The sequence below is a fragment of the Nonomuraea mangrovi genome, assembly GCF_042681425.1.
GTDB lineage: Bacteria > Actinomycetota > Actinomycetes > Streptosporangiales > Streptosporangiaceae > Nonomuraea > Nonomuraea mangrovi.
Genome location: NZ_JBHUFV010000079.1, coordinates 98,520 through 119,794, shown reverse-complemented (window position 1 = coordinate 119,794; position 21,275 = coordinate 98,520). Strand labels below are relative to the sequence as shown.

21 protein-coding genes are annotated in these 21,275 nt (G+C 70.5%); 14 read left to right on the top strand and 7 right to left on the bottom strand.

Annotation, left to right across the window (positions count from 1 at the left end; translation table 11 throughout):
- Positions 1 to 137 precede the first annotated feature (137 nt).
- From ACFSKW_RS46895 to ACFSKW_RS46875, 5 genes are read left to right on the top strand one after another with little or no spacing between them, the layout of a single operon-like run.
- Positions 138 to 1,445, top strand: a complete 1,308-nt coding sequence (locus ACFSKW_RS46895) for an ABC transporter substrate-binding protein (protein ID WP_379581106.1) — start codon at positions 138 to 140, stop codon at positions 1,443 to 1,445.
- Positions 1,442 to 2,368 carry a carbohydrate ABC transporter permease gene (locus ACFSKW_RS46890; RefSeq protein ID WP_379581105.1) on the top strand — a complete coding sequence of 309 codons (927 nt, stop codon included), beginning with the start codon at positions 1,442 to 1,444 and terminating at the stop codon, positions 2,366 to 2,368. Before ACFSKW_RS46895 ends, ACFSKW_RS46890 begins: the two co-directional genes overlap by 4 nt.
- Positions 2,365 to 3,225, top strand: a complete 861-nt coding sequence (locus ACFSKW_RS46885) for a carbohydrate ABC transporter permease (RefSeq protein ID WP_379581104.1) — start codon at positions 2,365 to 2,367, stop codon at positions 3,223 to 3,225. The genes ACFSKW_RS46890 and ACFSKW_RS46885 overlap by 4 nt, the downstream gene beginning before the upstream one ends.
- Before the next feature lie 40 nt (positions 3,226 to 3,265).
- A complete protein-coding gene (locus ACFSKW_RS46880; RefSeq protein WP_379581103.1) occupies positions 3,266 to 4,024 on the top strand; it encodes an IclR family transcriptional regulator in 759 nt (252 codons plus the stop codon).
- Between the two features lie 33 nt (positions 4,025 to 4,057).
- Complete coding sequence (locus ACFSKW_RS46875) at positions 4,058 to 4,960, top strand: 5-dehydro-4-deoxyglucarate dehydratase (protein ID WP_379581102.1); 903 nt, start codon at positions 4,058 to 4,060, stop codon at positions 4,958 to 4,960.
- Between the two features lie 75 nt (positions 4,961 to 5,035).
- Here ACFSKW_RS46875 and ACFSKW_RS46870 read toward each other — a convergent pair whose 3' ends face one another.
- Positions 5,036 to 6,463 (bottom strand): aldehyde dehydrogenase (NADP(+)), encoded by a 1,428-nt coding sequence (locus tag ACFSKW_RS46870; protein ID WP_379581101.1) that lies wholly within the window; start codon positions 6,461 to 6,463, stop codon positions 5,036 to 5,038.
- Between the two features lie 112 nt (positions 6,464 to 6,575).
- Between ACFSKW_RS46870 and ACFSKW_RS46865 the strand changes: the two genes are divergently transcribed.
- Both ACFSKW_RS46865 and ACFSKW_RS46860 read left to right on the top strand, forming a co-directional pair.
- The gene (locus ACFSKW_RS46865; RefSeq protein WP_379581100.1) at positions 6,576 to 7,832 is read left to right on the top strand and encodes a glucarate dehydratase family protein; all 1,257 of its coding nucleotides are present in this window, start codon (positions 6,576 to 6,578) and stop codon (positions 7,830 to 7,832) included.
- 5 nt (positions 7,833 to 7,837) lie between these two features.
- The gene (locus ACFSKW_RS46860) at positions 7,838 to 9,031 is read left to right on the top strand and encodes an alpha-amylase family protein (RefSeq protein WP_379581099.1); all 1,194 of its coding nucleotides are present in this window, start codon (positions 7,838 to 7,840) and stop codon (positions 9,029 to 9,031) included.
- Between the two features lie 61 nt (positions 9,032 to 9,092).
- Here ACFSKW_RS46860 and ACFSKW_RS46855 read toward each other — a convergent pair whose 3' ends face one another.
- The 3 genes from ACFSKW_RS46855 to ACFSKW_RS46845 are packed head-to-tail and all read right to left on the bottom strand — an operon-like array spanning position 9,093 to position 11,304.
- Complete coding sequence (locus ACFSKW_RS46855) at positions 9,093 to 9,584, bottom strand: DUF402 domain-containing protein (RefSeq protein ID WP_379581098.1); 492 nt, start codon at positions 9,582 to 9,584, stop codon at positions 9,093 to 9,095.
- A complete protein-coding gene (locus tag ACFSKW_RS46850) occupies positions 9,581 to 10,213 on the bottom strand; it encodes a response regulator (protein WP_379581097.1) in 633 nt (210 codons plus the stop codon). The genes ACFSKW_RS46855 and ACFSKW_RS46850 overlap by 4 nt, the downstream gene beginning before the upstream one ends.
- Entirely contained in the window at positions 10,210 to 11,304 is a 1,095-nt protein-coding gene (locus ACFSKW_RS46845) for a sensor histidine kinase (protein ID WP_379581096.1), read from the bottom strand. The genes ACFSKW_RS46850 and ACFSKW_RS46845 overlap by 4 nt, the downstream gene beginning before the upstream one ends.
- A 96-nt stretch (positions 11,305 to 11,400) precedes the next feature.
- Here ACFSKW_RS46845 and ACFSKW_RS46840 point away from each other — a divergent pair, with 96 nt between their 5' ends.
- The 3 genes from ACFSKW_RS46840 to ACFSKW_RS46830 are packed head-to-tail and all read left to right on the top strand — an operon-like array spanning position 11,401 to position 13,624.
- Complete coding sequence (locus ACFSKW_RS46840; protein ID WP_379581095.1) at positions 11,401 to 12,111, top strand: ABC transporter ATP-binding protein; 711 nt, start codon at positions 11,401 to 11,403, stop codon at positions 12,109 to 12,111.
- Positions 12,108 to 12,860, top strand: a complete 753-nt coding sequence (locus tag ACFSKW_RS46835) for an ABC transporter permease (protein ID WP_379581094.1) — start codon at positions 12,108 to 12,110, stop codon at positions 12,858 to 12,860. The genes ACFSKW_RS46840 and ACFSKW_RS46835 overlap by 4 nt, the downstream gene beginning before the upstream one ends.
- Positions 12,857 to 13,624, top strand: coding sequence for an ABC transporter permease (locus ACFSKW_RS46830; RefSeq protein WP_379581093.1), 768 nt, complete (start codon positions 12,857 to 12,859; stop codon positions 13,622 to 13,624). The genes ACFSKW_RS46835 and ACFSKW_RS46830 overlap by 4 nt, the downstream gene beginning before the upstream one ends.
- 116 nt (positions 13,625 to 13,740) lie before the next feature.
- Here the strand turns inward: ACFSKW_RS46830 and ACFSKW_RS46825 are convergent, their stop codons facing one another.
- Positions 13,741 to 15,426 carry a ribonuclease J gene (locus ACFSKW_RS46825; protein ID WP_379581092.1) on the bottom strand — a complete coding sequence of 562 codons (1,686 nt, stop codon included), beginning with the start codon at positions 15,424 to 15,426 and terminating at the stop codon, positions 13,741 to 13,743.
- A gap of 59 nt (positions 15,427 to 15,485) precedes the next feature.
- Positions 15,486 to 16,400: a 4-hydroxy-tetrahydrodipicolinate synthase gene (gene dapA / locus ACFSKW_RS46820; RefSeq protein WP_379581091.1), complete on the bottom strand. Its 915-nt coding sequence runs from the start codon at positions 16,398 to 16,400 to the stop codon at positions 15,486 to 15,488.
- 743 nt (positions 16,401 to 17,143) lie between these two features.
- On the opposite strand from dapA, the gene ACFSKW_RS46815 reads away from it, so the two are divergent.
- Positions 17,144 to 17,866: a GntR family transcriptional regulator gene (locus ACFSKW_RS46815; RefSeq protein ID WP_379581090.1), complete on the top strand. Its 723-nt coding sequence runs from the start codon at positions 17,144 to 17,146 to the stop codon at positions 17,864 to 17,866.
- 108 nt (positions 17,867 to 17,974) lie between these two features.
- The gene (locus ACFSKW_RS46810; protein WP_379581089.1) at positions 17,975 to 18,652 is read left to right on the top strand and encodes a JAB domain-containing protein; all 678 of its coding nucleotides are present in this window, start codon (positions 17,975 to 17,977) and stop codon (positions 18,650 to 18,652) included.
- A gap of 985 nt (positions 18,653 to 19,637) precedes the next feature.
- Here the strand turns inward: ACFSKW_RS46810 and ACFSKW_RS46805 are convergent.
- Positions 19,638 to 19,928, bottom strand: coding sequence for a hypothetical protein (locus tag ACFSKW_RS46805; RefSeq protein WP_379581088.1), 291 nt, complete (start codon positions 19,926 to 19,928; stop codon positions 19,638 to 19,640).
- A gap of 108 nt (positions 19,929 to 20,036) precedes the next feature.
- Here ACFSKW_RS46805 and ACFSKW_RS46800 point away from each other — a divergent pair, with 108 nt between their 5' ends.
- Together ACFSKW_RS46800 and ACFSKW_RS46795 are read left to right on the top strand one after the other, a co-directional pair.
- Complete coding sequence (locus tag ACFSKW_RS46800; protein ID WP_379581087.1) at positions 20,037 to 20,525, top strand: GntR family transcriptional regulator; 489 nt, start codon at positions 20,037 to 20,039, stop codon at positions 20,523 to 20,525.
- Between the two features lie 26 nt (positions 20,526 to 20,551).
- A complete protein-coding gene (locus tag ACFSKW_RS46795) occupies positions 20,552 to 21,049 on the top strand; it encodes a GntR family transcriptional regulator (protein ID WP_379581086.1) in 498 nt (165 codons plus the stop codon).
- The last annotated feature ends 226 nt before the right edge of the window (positions 21,050 to 21,275 follow it).

Genomic DNA, 21,275 nt, shown 5'->3' with positions numbered 1-21,275 from the left:
GGTGACTGTTGTACACGGCTCTGACCTGAATTCACATACATGGAATATTGACGTGATCTAGGCCACTCGTTACGGTCGCATGAACGAAATACACATCCGCGAAACCCATCCACGTATGTGAACAAGGAGGCGGTCTGATGCCACGTCATCTGCTCGGGGCCGCGATTGTCACGGCGCTCGCCGTCACCCTGTCCGGCTGCGGCTCCGGCGGGGGTTCTGGCGACGACGCCCTGGAGATCTGGATCCGGCAGGCGCCGGACTCCGACTCCGCCAAGACAGCGGTGAAGCTGGCCGACGCGTTCACCAAGGCCAGCGGGGTCAAGACGAAGGTCGTCGCCCTCTTCGACGACTTCGAGACCAAGCTGCAGCAGCAGGCGGCGCAGAAGAACCTGCCTGACATCGTCATCAACGACACCGCACAGCTCGGCAACATGCAGACGCAGGGCTGGCTGCGCGAGGTCGACAAGGCCAAGCTCAAGGGCGGCGACCAGCTCGCCGACCGGGCGTGGCAGGCCGCCCAGGCCGGCAACGGGAAGTACTACGCGGCGCCGTTCTCCGCCCAGGCGTTCGCTCTGATCATCAGGAAGGACTGGAGGGAGAAGGTCGGCCTGCAACCTCCGCAGACCTGGGACGATCTGGCGAAGCTGGCCAAGGCGTTCACCGAGCAGGACCCCGACGGCAACGGCCAGAAGGACACCTACGGCTTCGTCGCCCCTGCGGGCACCAAGCGCGGCTACGCCTCCTGGTACGCCTCCTCCCTCATCTACGCCAACGGCGGCAACTTCCTCACCGACAGCGGCGGCGGCAAGTTCGCCCCCGCGGTCGCCGACCCCAAGACCGTCGAGGCGGTCAAGTGGCTGCAGGACCAGTTCTGCGTCGCCAAGACCGTCAACCCCGGCGCGGTCAGCAACGACACCACCGTCACCCACGAGGTTTTCGAGAAGGGCCAGGGCGGCATCTACCTGGTCGGCCCCTACGTGCTGGCCCGGTTCGTCAAGAGCATCGGCACCGACAAGCTCGAGGTCGTCAAGGTGCCCAAGGGCCCCTCGGGCGGTCCCGGCACCCTCGGCGAGGGCGAGAACGTCTACCTCATGGCCGGCTCGGGCAACGAGGACGGCCAGCAGAAGTTCGCCGAGTTCGCCGTCTCCCCCGAGGGCCAGCGGATCGGCATGAACAAGGACGCGAACGGCGCCATCGTCAGGCTGCCGGTCAACAAGGGCGTCGACATGGCCGCCGAGCGTACCGACCCGCGGTGGAAGGTGTTCCAGGAGGCCTACGCCGACGCCGTCTACAGCTCCCCCGTCCCCAACTGGGCGCCCATCAGGCAGACCTCGGCCGACGCCATCAACGCGGTGTGGGCCGACTGCGGCGCCGACGTGAAGGCGGGCATGGACGGCCTGGCGGCCAAGCTGACCTCGGAACTGCAGGCCCAGAAGGCATCGTGACCACGACGCTCACGCGGCCGGAGCAGCGCACGGCACCGCGTCGCCGCCCCCGACAGGGGCGGTGGCGCGGCACCGCCGTCGCGTGGCTGTTCCTCTCCCCCGCGCTGATCCTGTTCCTGTACTTCAAGTTCATCCCCATGTTCGAGGGCCTGCGGATGAGCTTCTTCAAGGTCCAGCCCTTCCTTGGCGACGAGTGGGTCGGGCTCGACAACTACCGGACGATCATGTCCGACGACGCGTTCGTCAGCGCCGTCTGGCACAGCCTCGTCCTGGCCGTGGGCACGACGATCGGGTCACTGCTCCTCGGTCTGGCGTTCGCCCTGCTCATCGAGGGTCCGGCCCGCTACCTGTGGTTCGTCAGGACCGCGGCGTTCCTGCCGGTGGTCACCACGATGGCGGCGGTGGCCGAGGTGTGGCGGATCATGTACCACCCGGCCGACACCGGCCTGCTCAACAGCATCCTCGGCTGGATCGCCCTCGACCCCCAGCCGTTCCTGGCCAGCGAGCACTCGTCGCTGTGGTCGATCATGGGGATGAGCATCTGGCGGGGCACGCCGTACGACATGATGATCTTCCTGGCCGGGCTGGTCGGGATCGACAGGACCCTGTACGAGGCGGCGGCGGTGGACGGGGCGAGCACCTGGTCCAGGCTGCGCCACATCACGCTGCCCGCATTGCGGCCCGTCTTCTGGATCCTCTTCACGCTGGCGGCCATCCGGGGACTGCGGGTCTTCGTCGAGGTGTACGTGCTCACCAACGGCGGGCCGAACGGCTCGTCCGAGGTGCTCATGACCCTCATCTACAAGCTCGGGTTCCAGCGCAGCGAGCTGGGCATCGCGGCAGCGGGAGGCATCGTGCTGTTCGCGGCCACCCTGGCGCTCACCGTGGTGGTCCAGCTGATGCGCAGGAGGCAGGCGGCATGAGATTCGACAGCGCGCTCGGCCTGGAGTCCCGCAAGGGGCCGCCGGCGACGGCGGGCAAGGTCCTGCTCTACTCGATGATGGTGCTGGTCTTCACCGGCCCGCTGGTCGGCCTGCTCGTCAGCGCGTTCAGCAAGACGCTCGACCCGACCAGCTTCACGCTGTGGCCCGACGAGTTCACGCTGGAGAACTTCACCCAGGCGGCGGAGAAGAACGTCTACCTCTACCTGTTCAACTCCTTCGTGGTCGTCGGGTTCGGGCTGGCGCTGCAGATGGTGGTGAGCGTCTTCGCCGCCTACTCGCTGGCGCGCAAGAGGTTCAGGGGCATGGCGTTCGTCATGCTGATCATGCTGGCCACGATGATGCTGCCCGAGGAGATCATCGCGATCCCGCTCTCGCTGGTGCTGGCCGACATGCCGCTCATCCACGCCAACCTCATCGACTCCTACGCGGGCATGATCCTTCCGGTCGGCGCGTGGGGCTTCTCGATCCTGGTCATGACCGAGTTCATGAAGGAGGTGCCGGTCGAGCTGGAGGAGGCCGCGAAGATCGACGGCGCGGGCGAGCTGCGCACGTTCTTCACCATCATCCTGCCGCTGTGCAAGCCCGCGCTCGGCGTGATCGGCGTCTTCGGGTTCACCATGATCTGGGACCAGTACCTGCTGCCGCTGATCGTGGCCAACGAGTCGGATCACTGGACGCTGCCGATCGCGCTGCGCTCGCTCCGCTCGGACGAGGAGGTCGGCATCGGCATCCTGCTGGCCGCGTCGCTGCTGGCACTGCTGCCGTCGGTGATCGCCTTCCTGGCCTTCCAGCGGCAGTTCATGCGCGGTCTTACCAGCGGCGCTATCAAGGGTTAGATGTCCATGTATATGGATGGCATCCATTATTCTGTCACCCATGGAGCCCTCGATGGTCAAGTCGGCCGAGCGAACGGTCCGCATCCTCGAAACGCTGGCGGCCTCGCCGGAGCGCCTGACGCTGTCGGAGCTCCAGCAGCGCACCGGCTTCCCCCGCAGCAGCCTGCACGCCCTCATGCGCACGCTCGTCGAGCTGAAGTGGATCGAGACGGAGCCCGGCGTATCCTCCTTCGGGATCGGCCCGCACGCGCTGCTGACCGGCACCGCCTACCTGGACAAGGACCCCGCCCTGCCGCTGGCGCACGACGCGCTGGAGGACCTGAGGGAGGAGATCGGGCACACGGTCCACTTCGCCCGCCGCGACGACGCGCATGTCCTCTACCTGGCCACCAGGGAGTCGCGCGACCGGCACGCGATCTCGAGGGTGGGCCGCAGGCTGCCCGCGAGCGTCACCGCGCTCGGCCAGGCGCTGCTGGCGCAGCTGACCGACGACGAGGTGGCCGCGCTGCTGCCCGACCCGCTGCCGGCCCTCACCGGGCACTCGATCACCGACCTGGCCAAGCTCACCGACGAACTCGACCAGGTCCGCGCCCGCGGCTACGCGCTCGAACGCGAGCAGGGCACTCCTGGCGTGGCCTGCGTGGCCGTGGCGGTGGACTACCGCATCCCCGCCACCGACGCCATCAGCTGCTCGATGCCCGCGGGGCTGCCCCACGAGGAGATCGAGCGGATCGCCGAGGCGGTCATCAGGCACACCCGCAGGTTCGCTGCCACTCTGCGCCGGGAGGGCATCCGATAACACATCATCCGGCGCGTTCTCTGGAGGAAAGAAATGCGTCTTGATGGTGTTCTCTTCTTCCCTGTGACGCCCTTCGGTGACGACGGCTCCGTGAACGGCCGCACGCTGGCCGTCCACGTGGCCAAGGGGGTCGCGGCGGGGGCAGGAGGAGTGTTCGCCGCCTGCGGCACAGGCGAGTTCAACGCCTTGGCGCTGGAAGAGTACTCCTCCGTGGTCTCCACCTCCGTGTCAGCCGCCGCGGGGCAGGTGCCCGTGCTCTCCGGCGCGGGCGGGTCGCTGCCGTTCGCCCAGGCGTGCGCGCGAGCCGCCACCGAGGCGGGCGCCGACGGGCTGCTGCTCATGCCGCCCTACCTCGTGAGCGCCCCCGCGACCGGCCTGGTCGGCTACGTGCGCCAGGTCGCGGCCGTCACCGACCTGCCGATCATCGTCTACCAGCGTGGTACGGCCCGCTTCACGCCCTCGGCCGTGGCGGAGTTGACCTCGCTGCCCAGCGTCATCGGGTTCAAGGACGGGCTGGGGGACTTCGACCTGCTGCAGCGGATCATCCTCCGCGTACGGCAAGCGACGGACCGCCCGTTCACGTTCTTCAACGGGCTGCCGACGGCCGAGCTGACCGTGCCCGCCTACCGGGGGCTCGGGGTGCCGCTGTACTCGAGCGCGGTGTTCGCGTTCGCGCCGGAGATCGCGCTGGCCTTCCACAAGGCGGTGACGGGCGGCGACGAGGTGATGGTGCAGCGGCTGCTCACGAGCTTCTACCTGCCATTGGTGGAGCTCAGGGACCTGGTGCCTGGGTACGCGGTGTCGCTGGTGAAGGCGGGGGTGCGGCTGCGGGGGCTGGACGTGGGCGGTGTGCGCGCGCCGCTGGTGGACCCGGCCCCGGAACACGTGGCCGAGCTCGAGCGCATCATTGCGGCGGGGCTGGAGCTCGCGGGTTAGCCCTCCCCTGGCCCGCCCTGCGCGCCGGGTGGCCGCGGGGCCGAGAGCGTTCGCCCGGCCCCGCGACCGCCGGTGTCAGCCGTCGATGCGCTGCGGCACGCCCACCGGGTTGTCGTCGCGCAGTTCCGCCGGGAGCAGCTCCTGCGGCCACCCCTGGTACGCCGTCGGACGCAGCCACCTGCGGATCGCCATCGCGCCCACCGAGGTGTGCTCGGGCGAGGTGCTGGCCGGCCATGGACCGCCGTGGTGCATCGCCCAGCACACCGCCACGCCGGTCGGCCAGCCGTTCCAGATGAGCCGCCCGGCCTTCCCCGCCAGCGCCTCCGCGACCGGGACGGCCTCGGCCGTGTCGGTGGCGTGCACCGTGGCGGTGAGGGAGCCGTCGAGCCGTCCCAGCACCTCGACGAGCTCGGCCACGTCGTTGTAGGTGATCACGATCGACGAGGGGCCGAAGCACTCCTCGGCGACCGAGGGCAGCTGGGCGGCGAAGGCGGCCAGGTCGATGGTGAAGACCTTGGGCGCGACCGCCCACTCCCCGTCGCCCTGTGTGCCCTCGGCCAGCAGGGTGAGCTTGGACAGGCGCTCGAGGCCCTGGAGGTAGCCCTCCCTGATGCGCGAGCTCAGCATCGCCGAGCCGTTGCTGCCCGCGACCGCCGCCCCGAGGGAGGCGACGAGGTCGGCGTCGTCGGGGGCGAAGACCAGGCCAGGGTTGGTGCAGAACTGTCCGGTGCCGAGCGTGAGCGAGGCGGCGAAGCCGTCGGCGAGCCCCTCGCGCGCGGCGGAGGGCAGCACGACGACGGGGTTCACGCTGCCCAGCTCGCCGTAGAACGGGATCGGCTCCTCGCGTTCGTCGATGAGCGCCTGGATGGCCTTGCCGCCGGGAATCGACCCGGTGAAGCCGACCGCGACCACATCGGGGTGCTGGACGAGCCGCTTGCCCGCCGACAGGCCGTGGACCAGGCCGAGGAGCGCGGGGTCGGGCAGCGCCGACCTGATGATCTCGGCCGACAGCTCGGACGTCAGCGGGTGCGCGGGGTGCGCCTTGACGACGACGGGGCATCCGGCGGCGAGCGCCGAGGCGGTGTCGCCGCCCGCCACGGAGAACGCGAACGGGAAGTTCGACGCCGAGAAGACGCCGACGACCCCGTGCAGCGGGCGGTTCATCCGGCGCACGTCCGCCTGCACCGAGATGATCGCCTCCAGGTACCCGCCGTCGCGCAGCACGTCGGCGAAGAGCCTGAACTGGCCGGCCGCGCGGGCGACCTCCCCGCGCAACCTGGTCTCGCCCAGCGCGGTCTCCCTGTCGGCCACGGCCCACAGCCGGTCGACGTTGGCCTCCAGCGCGGCGGCGACGGCCTCGAGCACCTCGGGCCTGCTCGCCGTCCGCCAGGCGACTCCCGCCGCGTCGGCGGCCTCGACGGCCGCGTCGACGCCGGCGTCGGTGGTCTCGGGAATCCCCTCGCCGAAGGTCTCGCCGGTGCGCGGGTCATATGCGTGGATCATCGCTTCACCCCTATGCAATATCACACTTCACTCTAGCGTGCCCTTGACACTCGCTCGGCCCGATTCTTACAGTACCGACAGTCGTCCACAATTCTGGCGGTTGTTCACATATATGAACATTAGAGAGATCACTGTCACCCCGGTCGCCTTCCGCGACCCGCCCCTGCTCAACGCCGCCGGAGTCCACGAACCGTGGGCGCTGCGCACGATCGTCGAGGTCGCTACCGACGAGGGCCTCTCAGGGCTCGGCGAGACCTACGGGGACCTGGGCCACCTGGAAAAGGTGCGCTCCGCGGCCTCTGCCCTCATCGGCCTGGACGTACACGCCCAGAACGAGATCTACTCCCGCGTCTCCGCCCTCGTCGGCGACGTCGTCAGCGACCTGCACGGGCTGACCGGCGCGGCCACCAAGGAGAAGAGCGTCGACAGGGTCTACTCGCCGTTCGAGGTCGCCTGCCTGGACATCCGCGGCAAGGCGACGGGCCGTCCGGTGAGCGACCTGCTCGGCGGCGCCGTACGGCAGGCCGTGCCGTACAGCGCCTACCTCTTCTACAAGTGGGCGGGCCACCCCGGAGAGCCGGACGACAGGTTCGGCGCGGCGCTCGACCCCGAAGGCATCGTGGCGCAGGCCCGTCTGCTGATCGAGGAGTACGGCTTCCGCTCCATCAAGCTCAAGGGCGGCGTGTTCGAGCCCATGCGGGAGGTCGAGGCGATCCGCGCGCTGCGCGAGGCCTTCCCCGACCACCCGCTCCGCCTCGACCCGAACGCGGTCTGGTCGGTCGAGACCTCGATCGAGGTCGCCCGCGCCCTGGACGGGACCCTGGAATACCTGGAAGACCCCACCGCCGGCATCTCCGGCATGGCGGCCGTCGCGAATCAGGCCCCGATGCCCCTGGCGACCAACATGTGCGTGGTGACCTTCGAGCACCTGCCGCCCGCCATCAGGGAGGGGGCGATCGGGGTGCTGCTGTCCGACCACCACTACTGGGGCGGCCTGGCGCGCTCCGTGCAGCTCGCGCGGCTGTGCGAGACCTTCGGGATCTCGCTGTCGATGCACTCCAACAGCCACCTCGGGATCAGCCTGGCCGCGATGACGCACCTGGCCGCCGCCGTCCCGAACGTCGCCACCGCCTGCGACACGCACACACCGTGGCAGGACGGGCAGGACGTCGTGGCGCCGGGCGCGCTCCGGTTCGTCGACGGCGCGGTGCCCGTGCCCACGGGACCCGGGCTCGGGGTCGAGCTGGACAGGGACGCGCTCGCGGTGATGCACGAGCAGTACCTCAAGTGCGGGCTCACCTCGCGCGACGACACCGGCTACATGCGCAGGTTCGACCCCTCGTTCGTCAACAGCCGCCCTCGCTGGTGACGCCCGTGAACATCGCCTACGTCTACCCGTGGGACATCGTCGGCGACCCCGCCGCGCCCGCCAGGCTCGCCGCGCTCGGCGTGGACGCGGTCGCGCTGGCCGCCTCCTACCACTCCACCCGCGCCGCCACCCCCTTCCATCCCGCGCACCGGGTGCTCGACGTGCCCTACTCCGCCTTCTACCTCCCGGTACGGCAGGCGGCATGGGGCCGCCTCGTCCCGCCGAACCCGACGTGGACCACGCCCGACTCCTTCCTCCATGCGCGCGACGCGCTCAGAGCCGCCGGCCTGCCCGTGCACGCGTGGACCGTCCTGACCCACAGCAGCCACCTCGGCGCCGCCCACCCCGACCTGGTCGTGCGCAACGCCTTCGGCGACCCTTACCCCTACGCCCTGTGCCCCTCGCACGAGGACGTCGGCGAGTACTGCGAGCGGCTGGTGCGGGAGATCGTCTCGGTGGGGGCGCCCGACGGGATCATCCTGGAGGCGTGCGGCCCGATGGGATTCGGCCACCAGAGCGTCCACGAGAAGACCGGCGGCGCCGACTGGACGTCCGTGCAGGCGGCGCTGCTCTCGCTCTGCTTCTGTCCGGCCTGCGTCCCCGGCTACGCCGACCCCGACCGGCTGCGAGCGCTGGTCCGCTCCGGCGTCGACGGCCTGCCCGCCTCCCCAGGAGAGGGGCCGGCGCCCGGCCTGCCGGCATCGGCGAAGGCATCAGGGGCGGCGCGACCGGCGGGGTCGGTGGAGGAGACTCTCGGGGACTCGGCCGACGGCGTGCGCGACCGGCGGACGGGGCTGGCGGCCTCGCTGCGGGCCAGGCTCGTCGCGGCGGTGCGGGAGCTGGCACCAGGCCTGCCGATCAGGACCCACGCCAACCCCGACCCGTGGGCGGCGGGCCCGTTCGCCACGCTCCACGCCGGCGATCCCTCGCTCGACGGGCTGGTGGCCATGTGCTGGGGCACCCCCGAAGAAGCCACCTCCAACCTCGAACGGCTGTCGGCGAACCTCGCGGAGGGACAGCGGCTCGGCGCCTACGCGCTGTTCCTGCCGCCCAAGCCCGCCGCCGCCGAGGATCTGGCCGCCTCGTTCGCCGCCTTCACGAAGGCGGGGGCGGACGAGCTGCACCTGTATCACGTGGGCCTCGCCTCCCCCGCGCGCATGAGCGCCCTCTCCGAGGCCCTCCGGCTCGCCCGCTCCTAGCCACCCCGCTCCCCGGATCCTGTGAGCCCGGGGGGCCGTCGCGCCGGGCGCAGGACCGCGGTCAGCGAACCTGGGAGAGATAGGGCAGGTGGGTGGCACCGTCGAACGGGGCGAGGCGGTCGGTGACGGCCTTCGTGAGCGCCGCCGCCGCGCTCTCCGCCTGCGCGATCACCTCGGGCGGGTAGCCCAGCAGCACCTGGTGGTCGGCGAACTCGTCCTCGTCGTCGACGAACACTCGCCCCTCCCGCGTGCGGACCACGTCGAGGTCCAGGTCGACCATCGTCACCTCGCCGTCGTTCCACTCGGGGACCGTGGTGACGTCGACGTAGACGTCCAGCTTGTGGCCCTCGTCGTTGAACAGCGCGACCCACCACTCGTTCCTCGGGAACAGCATCACGAACGCGCGCTCCCACACCACCGGAGGCCCGTCGCCCTTCGCCCCCGTCGTGCCCGCCTCGCATCCCACCCACACACCGTGTACGTCCTCGCCGAGCAGCCTGGCCGGGTGGTGCCAGTGGAGGGAGCCGCCGTACTTGCGGAATACGACCTTCATGTCCCCGACCGTACAACGAGCCCGCTTTCGTACGCGGCGATGACCAGTTGGGCCCTGTCGCGGGCTCCGAGCTTGGTCAGCAGGCGGCCGATGTGCGTCTTGACGGTGGCCATGCTGAGATGCAGGTGTTCGGTGATCTCGGTGTTGGACAGGCCGCGCGCGATCAGCGTCAGAACCTCGCGCTCCCTGCCGGTGATCCCTTCGAGCCCGCGCACCGAGGGGCGCGCGTACTCCTCGATGAGCCTGCGCGTGACCGTGGGCGCCAGCAGCGCCTCCCCCGCGGCGACGACTCTGATCGCCGCCAGCAGGTCGGCGGGCGGGGTGTCCTTGAGCAGGAACCCCGACGCCCCGGCCCGCAGCGCCGCGTAGACGTAGGCGTCGAGGTCGAACATGGTCACGATCAGCACCTTGGCCGTGTCGCCGATCCTGCGGGTGGCCTCGATGCCGTCCATCTCCGGCATCCTGACGTCCATCAGCACCACGTCGGGTCGGGTGGCCATGGCGAGCTCGACCGCCCGCGCGCCCGTGCCGGCCTCGCCGACGACGCCGAGATCGGGCTCGTTGTCCACCAGCACCCTGAAGCTGCCGCGCAGCAGGACCTGGTCGTCGGCGATGAGGACGCGGATCATGCGTAGGGAATCGTCGCGGCCACGCGGAAGCCGCCTTCGGGGCGCGGCCCCGCCGAGAACGCTCCGCCGTACATCATGACCCTCTCTCTCATCCCGACCAGGCCGTGACCCTGGTGATCGCCCTTCTGCGGCAGCACCCCGTGTCCGGGGCCGTCGTCGGTCACCTCGACCCGCGCCCGCGCCCCGTCGGCCGCCACCGTCACCGTGCAGCGGGCGGGGGCGGCGTGCTTGACGACGTTCGTGAGCGCCTCCTGCACGATGCGGTGGACGGCCAGCCTTACGCCGTCAGGAAGCCCTTCCAGCCCCGACGCCGCCAGCTCGACCCGCACGCCCGCGAGCCTGGCGCGCTCGGCCAGCTCGCCGAGCTCAGGCACGGGACGCAGGTCCGGCGGCTCGGTGCGCAGCACGCCCAGCAGGTGACGCATCTCCGTCAGCGCGTCGCGGCTCGCGGTCTCGATCACCTTCAGGGCGTCGTGCGCCTCCTCCGGCCTGGTGCGCATCACATGGTTGGCGACGCCCGCCTTGACCGCGATGAGGCCCATGCTGTGCGCGACGACGTCGTGCAGTTCGCGGGCGATGCGCAACCGCTCCTCGGTGACCAGCCGCTCGGCCGCGCGCGCCGCGTAGATCCGCCGCTCGCGCACCGCCCGCCCCACCGTCCACGACCCGCCCAGCGCCGCGATTCCCAGGACGACGTCCCCCGCCCCGCGCGCCCAGCCCACCGGAGCGCCCGCCACGGCCAGCGCCAGGACGGCCACCACCGTGACGACCGCGATCGCGGTCGTCGGCGCCCTGCCCGAGCGGGACAGCGCCACCATGTAGAGCGCGTACGCGGGCGCGACGTAGGCGCCGCTCACCACGCCGGAGAAGCCGGCCGCCAGCGCCACCGCGAGGACCACGACGAAGACGCCCACCGGCCACAGCCTGCGCACCGCCAGCGGGGCCCCCAGCCCGAGCGCGAAGACCGCCTTGCCCCACAGCGGCACCGGCGCGTCGGCCGCGGACGTCATGGCCACCAGCGCGACCACCCAGCCGGCCGCGCAGTCGAGCGCGATGAGCTGGCCGCGGGTCAGCCGTCTGGTGAAGTCCACGCCCAGCACGCTATCCGGCGGCCCGCCCGTGCCGCGTCATACCCAGGTCCGATGCGCGGGCCGCGGGCCGTACCCGACCGTGAGGAGGTGATCGAAGTGAGAGAACTGACCAAGAAGTACGGCGGGACGCGCGCCGTCGACCGCCTGACCTTCACCGTCGAGCCCGGGCACGTCACCGGGTTCCTCGGCCCGAACGGCGCGGGCAAGTCCACCACGATGCGGGTGCTGCTCGGCCTCGACGCGCCCACCTCCGGCGAGGCCCTCGTCAACGGCCGCCGCTACACGAGCCTGCGCAGGCCGCTGCACGAGGTGGGCGCGCTCCTGGACGCCAACGCCCTGCACCCGGGAAGGAGCGCCTACAACCACCTGCTCGGCCTGGCCCTCACCAACGGGATCGGGCCCACCCGCGTCGCCGAGGTCCTCGAACGCGTCGGGCTCGCGGGCGTGGCCCGCAAGAAGGCGGGCGGGTTCTCACTCGGCATGAAGCAGCGGCTCGGCATCGCCGCCGCGCTGCTCGGCGACCCCGGCGTGCTGATGTTCGACGAGCCGGTCAACGGACTCGACCCCGACGGCGTGCGCTGGATCCGCGACCTGATGCGCTCGCTGGCCGCCGAGGGCAGGACCGTCCTGCTGTCCAGCCACCTCATGAGCGAGATGGCGCTGACCGCCGACAGGATCGTCATCGTCGGCAGGGGCCGCCTGATCGTCGAGTCCGCGATGAAGGACCTCACCGACGCCTACGACTCCCTGGAGTCGGCCTACCTCGCCCTCACCGCGGGCAGCGTCGAGTACGGGGCCACCCGTTGATCGCCTCGGAGTGGCTGAAGCTGCGCTCGGTCGCCTCCACCTACTACGCCGTCGGCGCCGCCGCGCTCATGGTCGTCCTCGGCGCCGCGTGGAGCCTCTACGTCGGCGCGCTCGCCGACGAGCGCGGCTCTGTCAGGGCAGCGGCTCCCGAGGAGGGTTTCCTGCCCCTGGTCCAGATCAGCCTGGCCGTGATCGGCGTGCTGGCCATCACCGTCGAGTACGGCACGGGCACCATCCGTCCCTCGCTCACCGCCGTTCCGCGCCGCAGGGCGCTGCTGCTGGCCAAGGCGGCCGTGGTGACGGCCACGACGGCGGCCACGGGGTTCATCGTGATCTTCACGACCTACGCCGTGAGCCATCTCGTCGCGGGCGATCGCGCGGTCGGCTACAACGCGGGCTCGATCGCGGACGACCTGCCGTCGCTGCTCGGGTCGGTGCTGTCGGTGACGGTGCCGGCGCTGGTCGGGCTCGGCCTCGGCGTGGTCACCCGATCGACCGCCGCGGCCATCGGCTCCGTCGTCGGACTGCTGTTCGTGCTGCCCGGGATCGCTCCCTACCTGCCGCCGCCCTGGAACGTCAGGATCGGCGCGTGGATGCTGCCGAACCTGGTGCCGCAGATCGCCGGGGACCGGATCTCCACCCGACTCGAAGGAGTACTGCCGCCCGCGGTGGCGGTGGCCGTACTCGTCGGATACGCGGCCGTCGCGCTGGCCATCGCCTTCGTCGTCTTCGACAGGAGGGACGCGTGAAGGTGCTCGCCTCGGAGTGGCTCAAGATCCGCTCGATCCGGTCCAGCCACCTGCTCGTGCTCATCGGCCTCGGCGCCATCCTGCTCGCGGTCGCGGTGGCGTTCTCCGCGATCTCCATGTACGACAACGCGTCCCCCGCGATGCGGCGCAGCGCGCGGATCGCGGAACTCGAGGAGGTGGTGCTGATCGTCCCGCAGCTGTGCATGGGGATCATGGGGGTGCTGGCGATCACCTCCGAGTACGCCACAGGACAGATCAGGACCAGCCTCGCGCTCGTGCCGCGGCGCTGGCCCGTGCTGATGGCCAAGTCGGCGGTCGTGGGCGGCCTCGGGCTCGTCGTCGGGCCCGTCGTGGTGTTCGTGACGTACGCGGTGGCCAAGCAGATGCTGGAGGGGCGCTACCCCGTGGCGTCGTTCGCCGAGCGGTTCCCGACGCTCGTGACCTCGTCGCTGACGGTGGCGGTGTTCGCGCTGGTCGGCCTGGGACTCGGCACCGTCCTGCGGTCCGCGGCGGGATCGATCGCGGTGCTCGTGGGACTGGTGTATGTGATCCCGATCGTGGTGGGCAACCTACCCGAACCATGGAGCGAGCGGTTCGGGTCCCTGATGATCGGCGCGCTGCCCCGGGAGATCACGGGGGCCGACCTGACATCATCGGTCTACGGGGCCCTCCTGCCCCCGGTGGCGGCGGGGGTGGTGCTGGCGCTCTACGCGGTCGTCCCCCTGCTGGCGGGTGCGCTGCTCCTCCGCCACCGCGACGCCTGACCGCCACCGGCCGCAGCCCGCCCCCGGACGTGACCCGAAAGGGCCCAACGGGAAACCCCGGCCGCGGTCCATCGCGGACGTGCGCGTGGGCGGGCCGGGGTTTCGCGGAGCGGAGGTCAGACCTCGACGACCACCGGGATGATCATCGGGCGGCGGCGGTAGGTGTCGCTCACCCAACGGCCCACCGTCCTGCGGACCACGCGGCGGATCTGCTGCATGTCGACGACGCCGTCGGCGGCGTGCTGCTCGATCGCCTTCTCGATCACCGGGATGATCTCGTCGAACCGCTCAGGGTCGATGCCCGACCCGCGCGCGTGGATCTCGGGCCCAGCGGTGATCTTGCCGGTGTTGGAGTCGACCACGACCACCACCGACACGAACCCCTCGTCGCCCAGGATGCGCCGGTCCTTCAGCGAGGTGTCGGTGATCTCGCCGACCGAGATGCCGTCCACGTAGACGTATCCGGCCTGCACCGCGCCGGTGATCTTCGCGCGGCCGTCGACCAGGTCGACCACGACGCCGTCCTCGGCGATCACGATGTGGTCGCTGGGCACGCCGGTCAGCTCGGCCAGCGCGGCGTGCGCCCTCAGGTGCCGCCACTCGCCGTGCACGGGCATGAAGTTCGAGGGACGCGTCAGGTTGAGCACGTACAGCAGCTCACCGGCCGCCGCGTGCCCCGAGACGTGCACCTTCGCGTTGCCCTTGTGGACGACGCGGGCGCCCCACCTGGTCAGCCCGTTGATGACCTTGTTCACCGCGGTCTCGTTGCCGGGCACCAGCGAGGACGCCAGCAGCACGGTGTCGCCGGGCGCGATGCGGATGGCGTGGTCGCGGTCGGCCATGCGTGACAGCGCCGCCATCGGCTCGCCCTGCGAACCCGTGCAGATCAGCACGACGTCCTCCGGCGGCCACATCTCGATGTCGCGCGAGTCGACGATCAGGCCAGGCGGTACGCGCAGGTAGCCGAGCTCGCGGGCCACGCCCATGTTGCGCACCATCGACCGGCCGACGAGCGCGACCTTGCGGCCGTGCTTCTCGGCGGCGTCGATCACCTGCTGGACGCGGTGGACGTGGGAGGCGAAGCTCGCCACGATCACCCGCTTGGTCGAGGTGCGGATCACCTCGTCGACGACGGGGGCGATCTCCCGCTCGGACGTGACGAACCCCGGCACCTCGGCGTTGGTCGAGTCGGACATCAGCAGGTCGACGCCTTCGGATCCGAGCCTGGCGAACCCGCCCAGGTCGGTCAGCCGTCCGTCGCTGGGCAGCTGGTCCATCTTGAAGTCGCCGGTGTGCAGGACGATGCCCGCAGGCGTCCTGACGGCGACGGCGAGCGCGTCGGGGATGGAGTGGTTGACCGCGAGGAACTCGCAGTCGAACGGCCCGAACCTGCGCCGCTCACCCTCCGTGACCTGCACCTTTTCCGGCTGGATGCGGTGCTCGGCGAGCTTGGCCTCGATGAAGGCCAGCGTCAGCTTGGACCCGACGAGCGGGATGTCGCGCCGCTCACGCAGAAGGTACGGCACGGCCCCGATGTGGTCCTCGTGGCCGTGGGTCAGGATGAGCGCCTCGATGTCGTCGAGACGGTCCCTGATGTAGTCGAAGTCGGGCAGGATCAGGTCGACGCCCGGCTGCTCGGGATCGGGGAACAGCACCCCGCAGTCGATGATCAGCAGTCGGCCTTCGTACTCGAAGACCGCCATGTTCCGGCCGATCTCACCGAGACCGCCGAGCGCCACGATGCGCAACCCGCCATCGGGTAGCCGCAGCGGGGGGCCGAGTTCCGGATGCGGGTGGCTCATACGCTGCCCCCAGGTCGGTTAAATCGTGAGCTCAATATCTCCGTTCCTCCCCGTTTCCATTAGTCAACCAACTTCACTCCGCCGGCCACGAGACACGCTCGCAGCTCGGCGATCTGCTCTTGGGTGGCCTCCACCAGCGGAGGCCGCATCGGGCCGACAGGGCGGCCCGTCAGGTTGAGCGCCGCCTTGACCATGATCGCGCCCCCGGCGCGGTTCATGACACCGTCGATGACGGGCAGCAGCTGCCGGTGGACGGCGGTCGCCTGCGCGACCTCGCCCGCCCTGTGAAGCTCGATCATCCTGGCCAGCTCGGCGCCCACCACATGGCCCACCACGCTCACGAACCCCGCCGCGCCCACCGACAGCCACGGCAGGTTCAGCGCGTCGTCGCCCGAGTAGAAGACCAGGTCGGTGGCGGTCATCACCATGGAACCCGCGAAGAAGTCGCCCTTGGCGTCCTTCACCGCCACGATCCGCTCGTGCTGCGACAGCCTGATGAGCGTATCGGTATGGATGGGGACGCCGGCGCGGCCGGGGATGTCATAGAGCATCACGGGCAGCGGCGTCACGTCGGCGACGGCCGCGAAGTGCCGGTAGATGCCCTCCTGGGGCGGCTTGTTGTAGTACGGCGTCACGACGAGCAGGCCGTGGGCGCCGGCCTTCGCGGCCTGCCTGGCCAGCTCGATGGTGTGGTGGGTGTCGTTCGTGCCGACACCGGCGACGATGGTCGCCCTGTCTCCGACGGCCTCCAGCACGACCCGCAGCAGACGCTCCTTCTCCGCGTCGCTGGTGGTCGGCGACTCCCCCGTGGTGCCGCTGACGATCAGGCCGTCGTTGCGCTGCTCGTCGACCAGATAGGTGGCCAGTTTGCGCGCGTTGTCGTAGTCGACGGCGCCGTCAGCGGTGAACGGCGTGACCATGGCGGTCAGCATGCGGCCGAAGGGGGCTTCGGAGGTGCGTGAGGGCGATGCCATAGTGCGAACGGTACCCGGATTCCCTCATGTCCCGAACCCCGCCACCCCTATAACGCCATTTCCGAGCCCTTGTCCCGCTCTGCCGCGGCCTGGCGGCTCTCCCGCCCCGGAGCCGCCGGCCCGCCCCCTCCCGCGAGCACCTCACCGGCCGCGCGGAGCCGTCGCCTCGGGCGAAGACCGGATCAGCGCGTGCCTCCGCTCGCCGCGGATCCCCGGCGCGGCCTGTCCGGGCCCGGCCGGTACGGCAGGCACCCGCGAGGCCACCGTGGTCACCGCCGACCGCCTGTCCATCACGCCGCTGCGGCAGGACTCCGGCGGGCCGCCGTCACGTCGTCCGTCGCTCAGCGTGACCGTTTTCCCGTGGGGAACACCTTTCGCCGGGATGACCTCCCCTTGGGACGCCTTCCGTCGGGGCGCCCGGCCACGCGCGCTCGGTGACGCGTATCCCTGGACAGACCTCAGCCACGTGACCAGGGTGGCGGCGGGGGCGCTTGCCGTACGAGATGGGCGTTCTGGGCGGGAAGGGCCGCGCATGGAAGAGGTCGCCGATATGTGCTCGGGGGTACACACATCGACGACCTCTACCGGAGAATCGCCGCACCTTACGCCCGCGTTACAGAGATCTCAGAATTATTTTCCGACCTCCCCAAAGTTGGAACTCCAAGTCCATTCGATGACGGTGGGTTACCTGCCGAATACGGCAACATGGGGCAACGCCTCACAGCAACCCCAGGGATGGACTAGTGGCAAGTTCCGATCCGGTCTACCTGCGCGTCGTCGAAGACATTCGACGGCAGATCAACGACGGCACCCTTCCCCCCGGCGCGCCCATCCCCTCACGGGCGCAGCTGACCCGCAAGTATCAGGTCGGCGAGACCGCCGCCCGCCACGCGCTCCGCGTCCTGGCGAGCGAAGGGCTCATCTTCGGTCGGGTGGGTTCGGGACACTACGTCAGGGAGCGCCCGGACCTCGCTCCCCTGCATCGTTGGCGCTTCCATGATCACCAGGCCCCGTTCGCGGCCGACCTGCAGAGCCAGGGCAGGCGCGTCACGTGGGACTGGCACAGCGAACCCGTGGAGGCCACCCCCGAGATCGCCCAGCGCCTCCGCGTCGACGAGTCGACCACCCTCACCAGGACCCACTACGTGTTCCGCGGCGACGGCAAACCCCTCCAGCTCGCCACCTCCTACGAACCGCTCGAGTTCGCCCCCCACTCGGACGAGGAACGGCGCAGCCTGATCGGCCGGCTCTCCTCCTACGGGATCAAGGTGACCGAGATCATCGAGAGCGTGCACACCCGGGTGCCCCGCCCGGCCGAGATCGACGCCCTCGACCTCTCGGCCGGGGTCCACGTCCTGCATCTCAAACGCACCCACTGGGCGGGCGAACGTCCCGTGGAGACGAGCGACATCGTGGTCCCCGGCGACCGCTTCGAAATCGTCTACAGCATGGCCGTGCACCTGTAGGCCCGTCGTACCCGGGCGACCCCCGGGCGGTGCCTCCCTCGCGCCGCCCGGCCCGGATTTGTCGGTGCCCGTTGATAAACCTGCAGGGTGCCGATCCGGAGGTGTCGATTGCGCGTCAAGGACTTGCCCGTCACCGACCGCCCGCGCGAGCGCCTGCTCGCCAGCGGTGCCGCGGCGCTGGCCGACAGGGAGTTGCTCGCCCTCCTCCTCGGCCACGGCACCAGGGAGAGCGACGCCGTCGACCTCGCCGCCCAGCTCATCGCCCACTGCGGCGATCTCGGCGAGCTGGCCCGCTCCGACGCCCACCGCCTCCTCGCCGTCCGCGGCGTCGGCCCTGCCAAGGCGGCCCGCATCGCCGCCGCCTTCCATCTCGTACGGCGAGCGCAGCAGGGCCCCGCCCGCGCCAGGATCACCTCGTCGGGCGATCTGGCCTCCGAGGCCGCGCCGTTCCTCCGCGGGCATCCCCGCGAGCGCCTCGTGGTCGTGATCTGCGACCCACGCGGCTCCGTCCTGCGCCGCGCCCTCATGACCGAGGGCGGCGCCGACCACACACCCGCCCCCATCCGCGAGATCATCACGACGGTGCTCACGTCGAGCGGCGCCGCGTTCGGCGTGGCCCACAACCATCCGAGTGGCTCCCTCGACCCCAGCGAATCGGACCTGGCCACCACCCGACGCCTCGCGGAGGCGGCCGACACGGTGGGGCTCCGCTTCCTCGACCACGTGATCGTCACCGACACCGCCTGGCGCCGCATCCCCCTACCCCAGCAGCCGGAAGCTCGCTAGAAGGCGGAGCCGCCGGCCGAACGCCCGAGGGGCCTCCGGGGACCTCACCCGAACCCGGAAACCCATCGACCCGTTCGCCCAGCGGACGACCACATCGTGCTCGGGCCTGGTGCACCCGGGTGGTCCCGGGCGATGAGGCGCAGGACCACCCGCCCGGCGCCTCCTGCGGCGGGCCCATGCCGGCGCCCGACCCGCCGGAGCGGCCTCGGCGGGGTGGTGACAGACACCGGTGACGACACCCCCGCCGAGACCGAGCACCTCGGGCAGCGAGCGAACATCCCACCCGAGGCACGATCCGAACCAGCACCCAGGTGGCCCCGCCGTCCAACGACGGGACCACCCTCGCACTGACTCCGGCAGGCCGCGCCTGACCCACCGGAGCCGACCTCCCGCAGAGGCGAGTGAGCAAAGGGGATAACCCCCACGGGAGACCCAGCACCCCCGGCAAGAGCCGCTGACTCCTGCCTGAGGCCGTCCAGGTGGTTCCGCAGCGCAGTACGGGACCACTGCCGGCAGGCAGGAGCCCACCTGCCGGAAATGGCCTGTCGCGAGGACGAGGGATCGCGAAACCCCGCGAGAGGCCGAGCGCCTCGGGCGGACGAGAGGACCACCCGCCCGAGGCACGACTGATGCCCAGAACTCGAGGTGGTCCCGCGCGACCCGGGCGCGGGACCGACCCCTACCGTCTCCGGAGGGCCGGGCCCAGCCCTCCGAAGTGGCCTCTCGCGGAAGCGACGAACATGGGATGACCCCCGCGAGAGGCCGAGCACCTCAGGGCGGCAGGGCACCACGCCTGAGGTACGACCACGATGGCCGCGGGACCCGATTCAGTCCCATCGGCCGCGATGAACGCCGCCCTCGGACAGGCCGAGCATGGGCATCCACCATCCCCACGACTGCGTTCCTGACCGATGGCGTCCGCGCCGGGGTCGCTGTCGCGCGCCCGCCAGGTACGCGCGCCACGCCACCACCCGCCAGAACATGATCACCGCGCCTCCCCACGAAGCAGGCGCTCCCACAACCCCTCCACCTCGGCGCAACGCATCCACGGCGACTCGTGCACCACGGTCACGTCTCCTCCTCGGCTCAGACGCCGGATGAACATCAGCCCCGCCGCCTGGCAAAGCTCGTAGAACACCGGCATGCAGCTACATGTGTAGGACCTCACCCGTACCCGATCGGCTCGCGGGACCTCCAGCGACCAGTCGATGCTCCTGCAGTCCTCGGTCAAAGGTTGAGGATGCAAGGAGTGCCATTCCTCGTCGTCCTCGAGCACGCTTTGACTATAGGTCAGCCGTCTCCTTAGGTCTACTTACTCCTCTCTATAGGTTCACTTAGACGTCTGCTTTGTAGGCTCATGTACCTTTTCGTCTATAGTTCGACTGTGCTTGACCGAGACGGACCCGTACCTATCTACAAGCAGGTCGCCGATCTGATCCGCGCCCGCATCGAAAGCGGCGACCTCAAGCCCGGCGAGCCCGTCCCCAGTGAGGCTCAGCTGGAGGCGGACTACGACATCGCGCGGACGACGGCCAGACGAGTGGCGCGCGAGCTGCGCGAGCAGGGCGTCGTCTACACGGTCCAGGGCGAGGGAACGTTCGTCGGCGAGCCGGGCATCCCACGGGCCCCGCGGAAGACGCCGATGTACCAGAAGATCGCCGAGGAGCTCGCCGACCGGATTCGCCGCGGCCAGATCCCGCCGAACCGCGCCATCCCCAGCGAGAAGGCGTTGATGAAGCAGTACGGCGTCGCCAAGGTCACGGCCCGGCAGGCGGTGGCGCACCTCAGAGAGAAGGGTTGGGCATTCACGGTGCCGTATCGCGGCACATACGTGGCGGCGGAGGAGAACTGGCCGCAAGACGGGGCCCGCTAGTCCTATCACCTGTATATGCTGAGCCCATGCTCGATCCTGATGGTGACACCCATCTCTATCTGCAGATCAGTGAGATCATCCGGTCGCGCATCCTCGGTCGGCTCTCCCCCGGCGACCTCGTCGCCAGCGAGGCGGAGTTGCAGCGGGAGTTCGGCGTCGCCCGCACCACGGCGCGACGCGCCATCCGAGTGCTCCGCGACGAGGGCCTCATCCACACCGCCCGAGGACAGGGCAGCTTCGTCGGGCCTGACCCGGCACCGCGCAACCCGGGAAAGCCGCCGCTGTTCCGGCAGATCGCGGGCGACATCCAGGAGCAGATCAGGTCGGGTGCCCTGCTTCCTCGCCGCCCGATCCCGGCCGAGGCGACGCTGGTCCGGCAGTACGGCGTGGCGCGCGAGACGGTTCGTAAGGCGATGGCGCTGCTCCGCGAACAAGGGTGGATCTACACCGTGCCGGCCCGGGGGAGCTACGTCTCGCCAGAGGACTCCCGGCCACCCTCCGGCACCGGAGGCCAAGCCTCCTGAGCCCTTGTTTCGACTCCCCAGCCATGCGGCCGCACCAAGCGTCGAGGCACCCGCTCGGATGGCGCCGAGGCTCCCCATGCACGTCGGTTCACGATCGGGCCAGGCGTGAAACAGCCCTGACCTCGGCTGGCGCCGAGGTCAGGGCGTCTGTCCGGCGGCTTGGATGCCAGGCCTCCGGTGGTGCGGTCACCGCCGGTCGTCCAGACCTGGACCCGTCCGGCACGGT

Excerpts from the sequence above, each read along its gene's own strand:
- ACFSKW_RS46895 (WP_379581106.1), top strand. The coding sequence starts at position 138 with ATGCCACGTCATCTGCTCGGGGCCGCGATTGTCACGGCGCTCGCCGTC.
- ACFSKW_RS46885 (WP_379581104.1), top strand. The coding sequence starts at position 2,365 with ATGAGATTCGACAGCGCGCTCGGCCTGGAGTCCCGCAAGGGGCCGCCG.
- ACFSKW_RS46880 (WP_379581103.1), top strand. The coding sequence starts at position 3,266 with ATGGAGCCCTCGATGGTCAAGTCGGCCGAGCGAACGGTCCGCATCCTC.
- ACFSKW_RS46875 (WP_379581102.1), top strand. The coding sequence starts at position 4,058 with ATGCGTCTTGATGGTGTTCTCTTCTTCCCTGTGACGCCCTTCGGTGAC.
- ACFSKW_RS46870 (WP_379581101.1), bottom strand. The coding sequence starts at position 6,463 with ATGATCCACGCATATGACCCGCGCACCGGCGAGACCTTCGGCGAGGGG.
- ACFSKW_RS46865 (WP_379581100.1), top strand. The coding sequence starts at position 6,576 with ATGAACATTAGAGAGATCACTGTCACCCCGGTCGCCTTCCGCGACCCG.
- ACFSKW_RS46855 (WP_379581098.1), bottom strand. The coding sequence starts at position 9,584 with ATGAAGGTCGTATTCCGCAAGTACGGCGGCTCCCTCCACTGGCACCAC.
- ACFSKW_RS46850 (WP_379581097.1), bottom strand. The coding sequence starts at position 10,213 with ATGATCCGCGTCCTCATCGCCGACGACCAGGTCCTGCTGCGCGGCAGC.
- ACFSKW_RS46825 (WP_379581092.1), bottom strand. The coding sequence starts at position 15,426 with ATGAGCCACCCGCATCCGGAACTCGGCCCCCCGCTGCGGCTACCCGAT.
- dapA (WP_379581091.1), bottom strand. The coding sequence starts at position 16,400 with ATGGCATCGCCCTCACGCACCTCCGAAGCCCCCTTCGGCCGCATGCTG.
- ACFSKW_RS46795 (WP_379581086.1), top strand. The coding sequence starts at position 20,552 with ATGCTCGATCCTGATGGTGACACCCATCTCTATCTGCAGATCAGTGAG.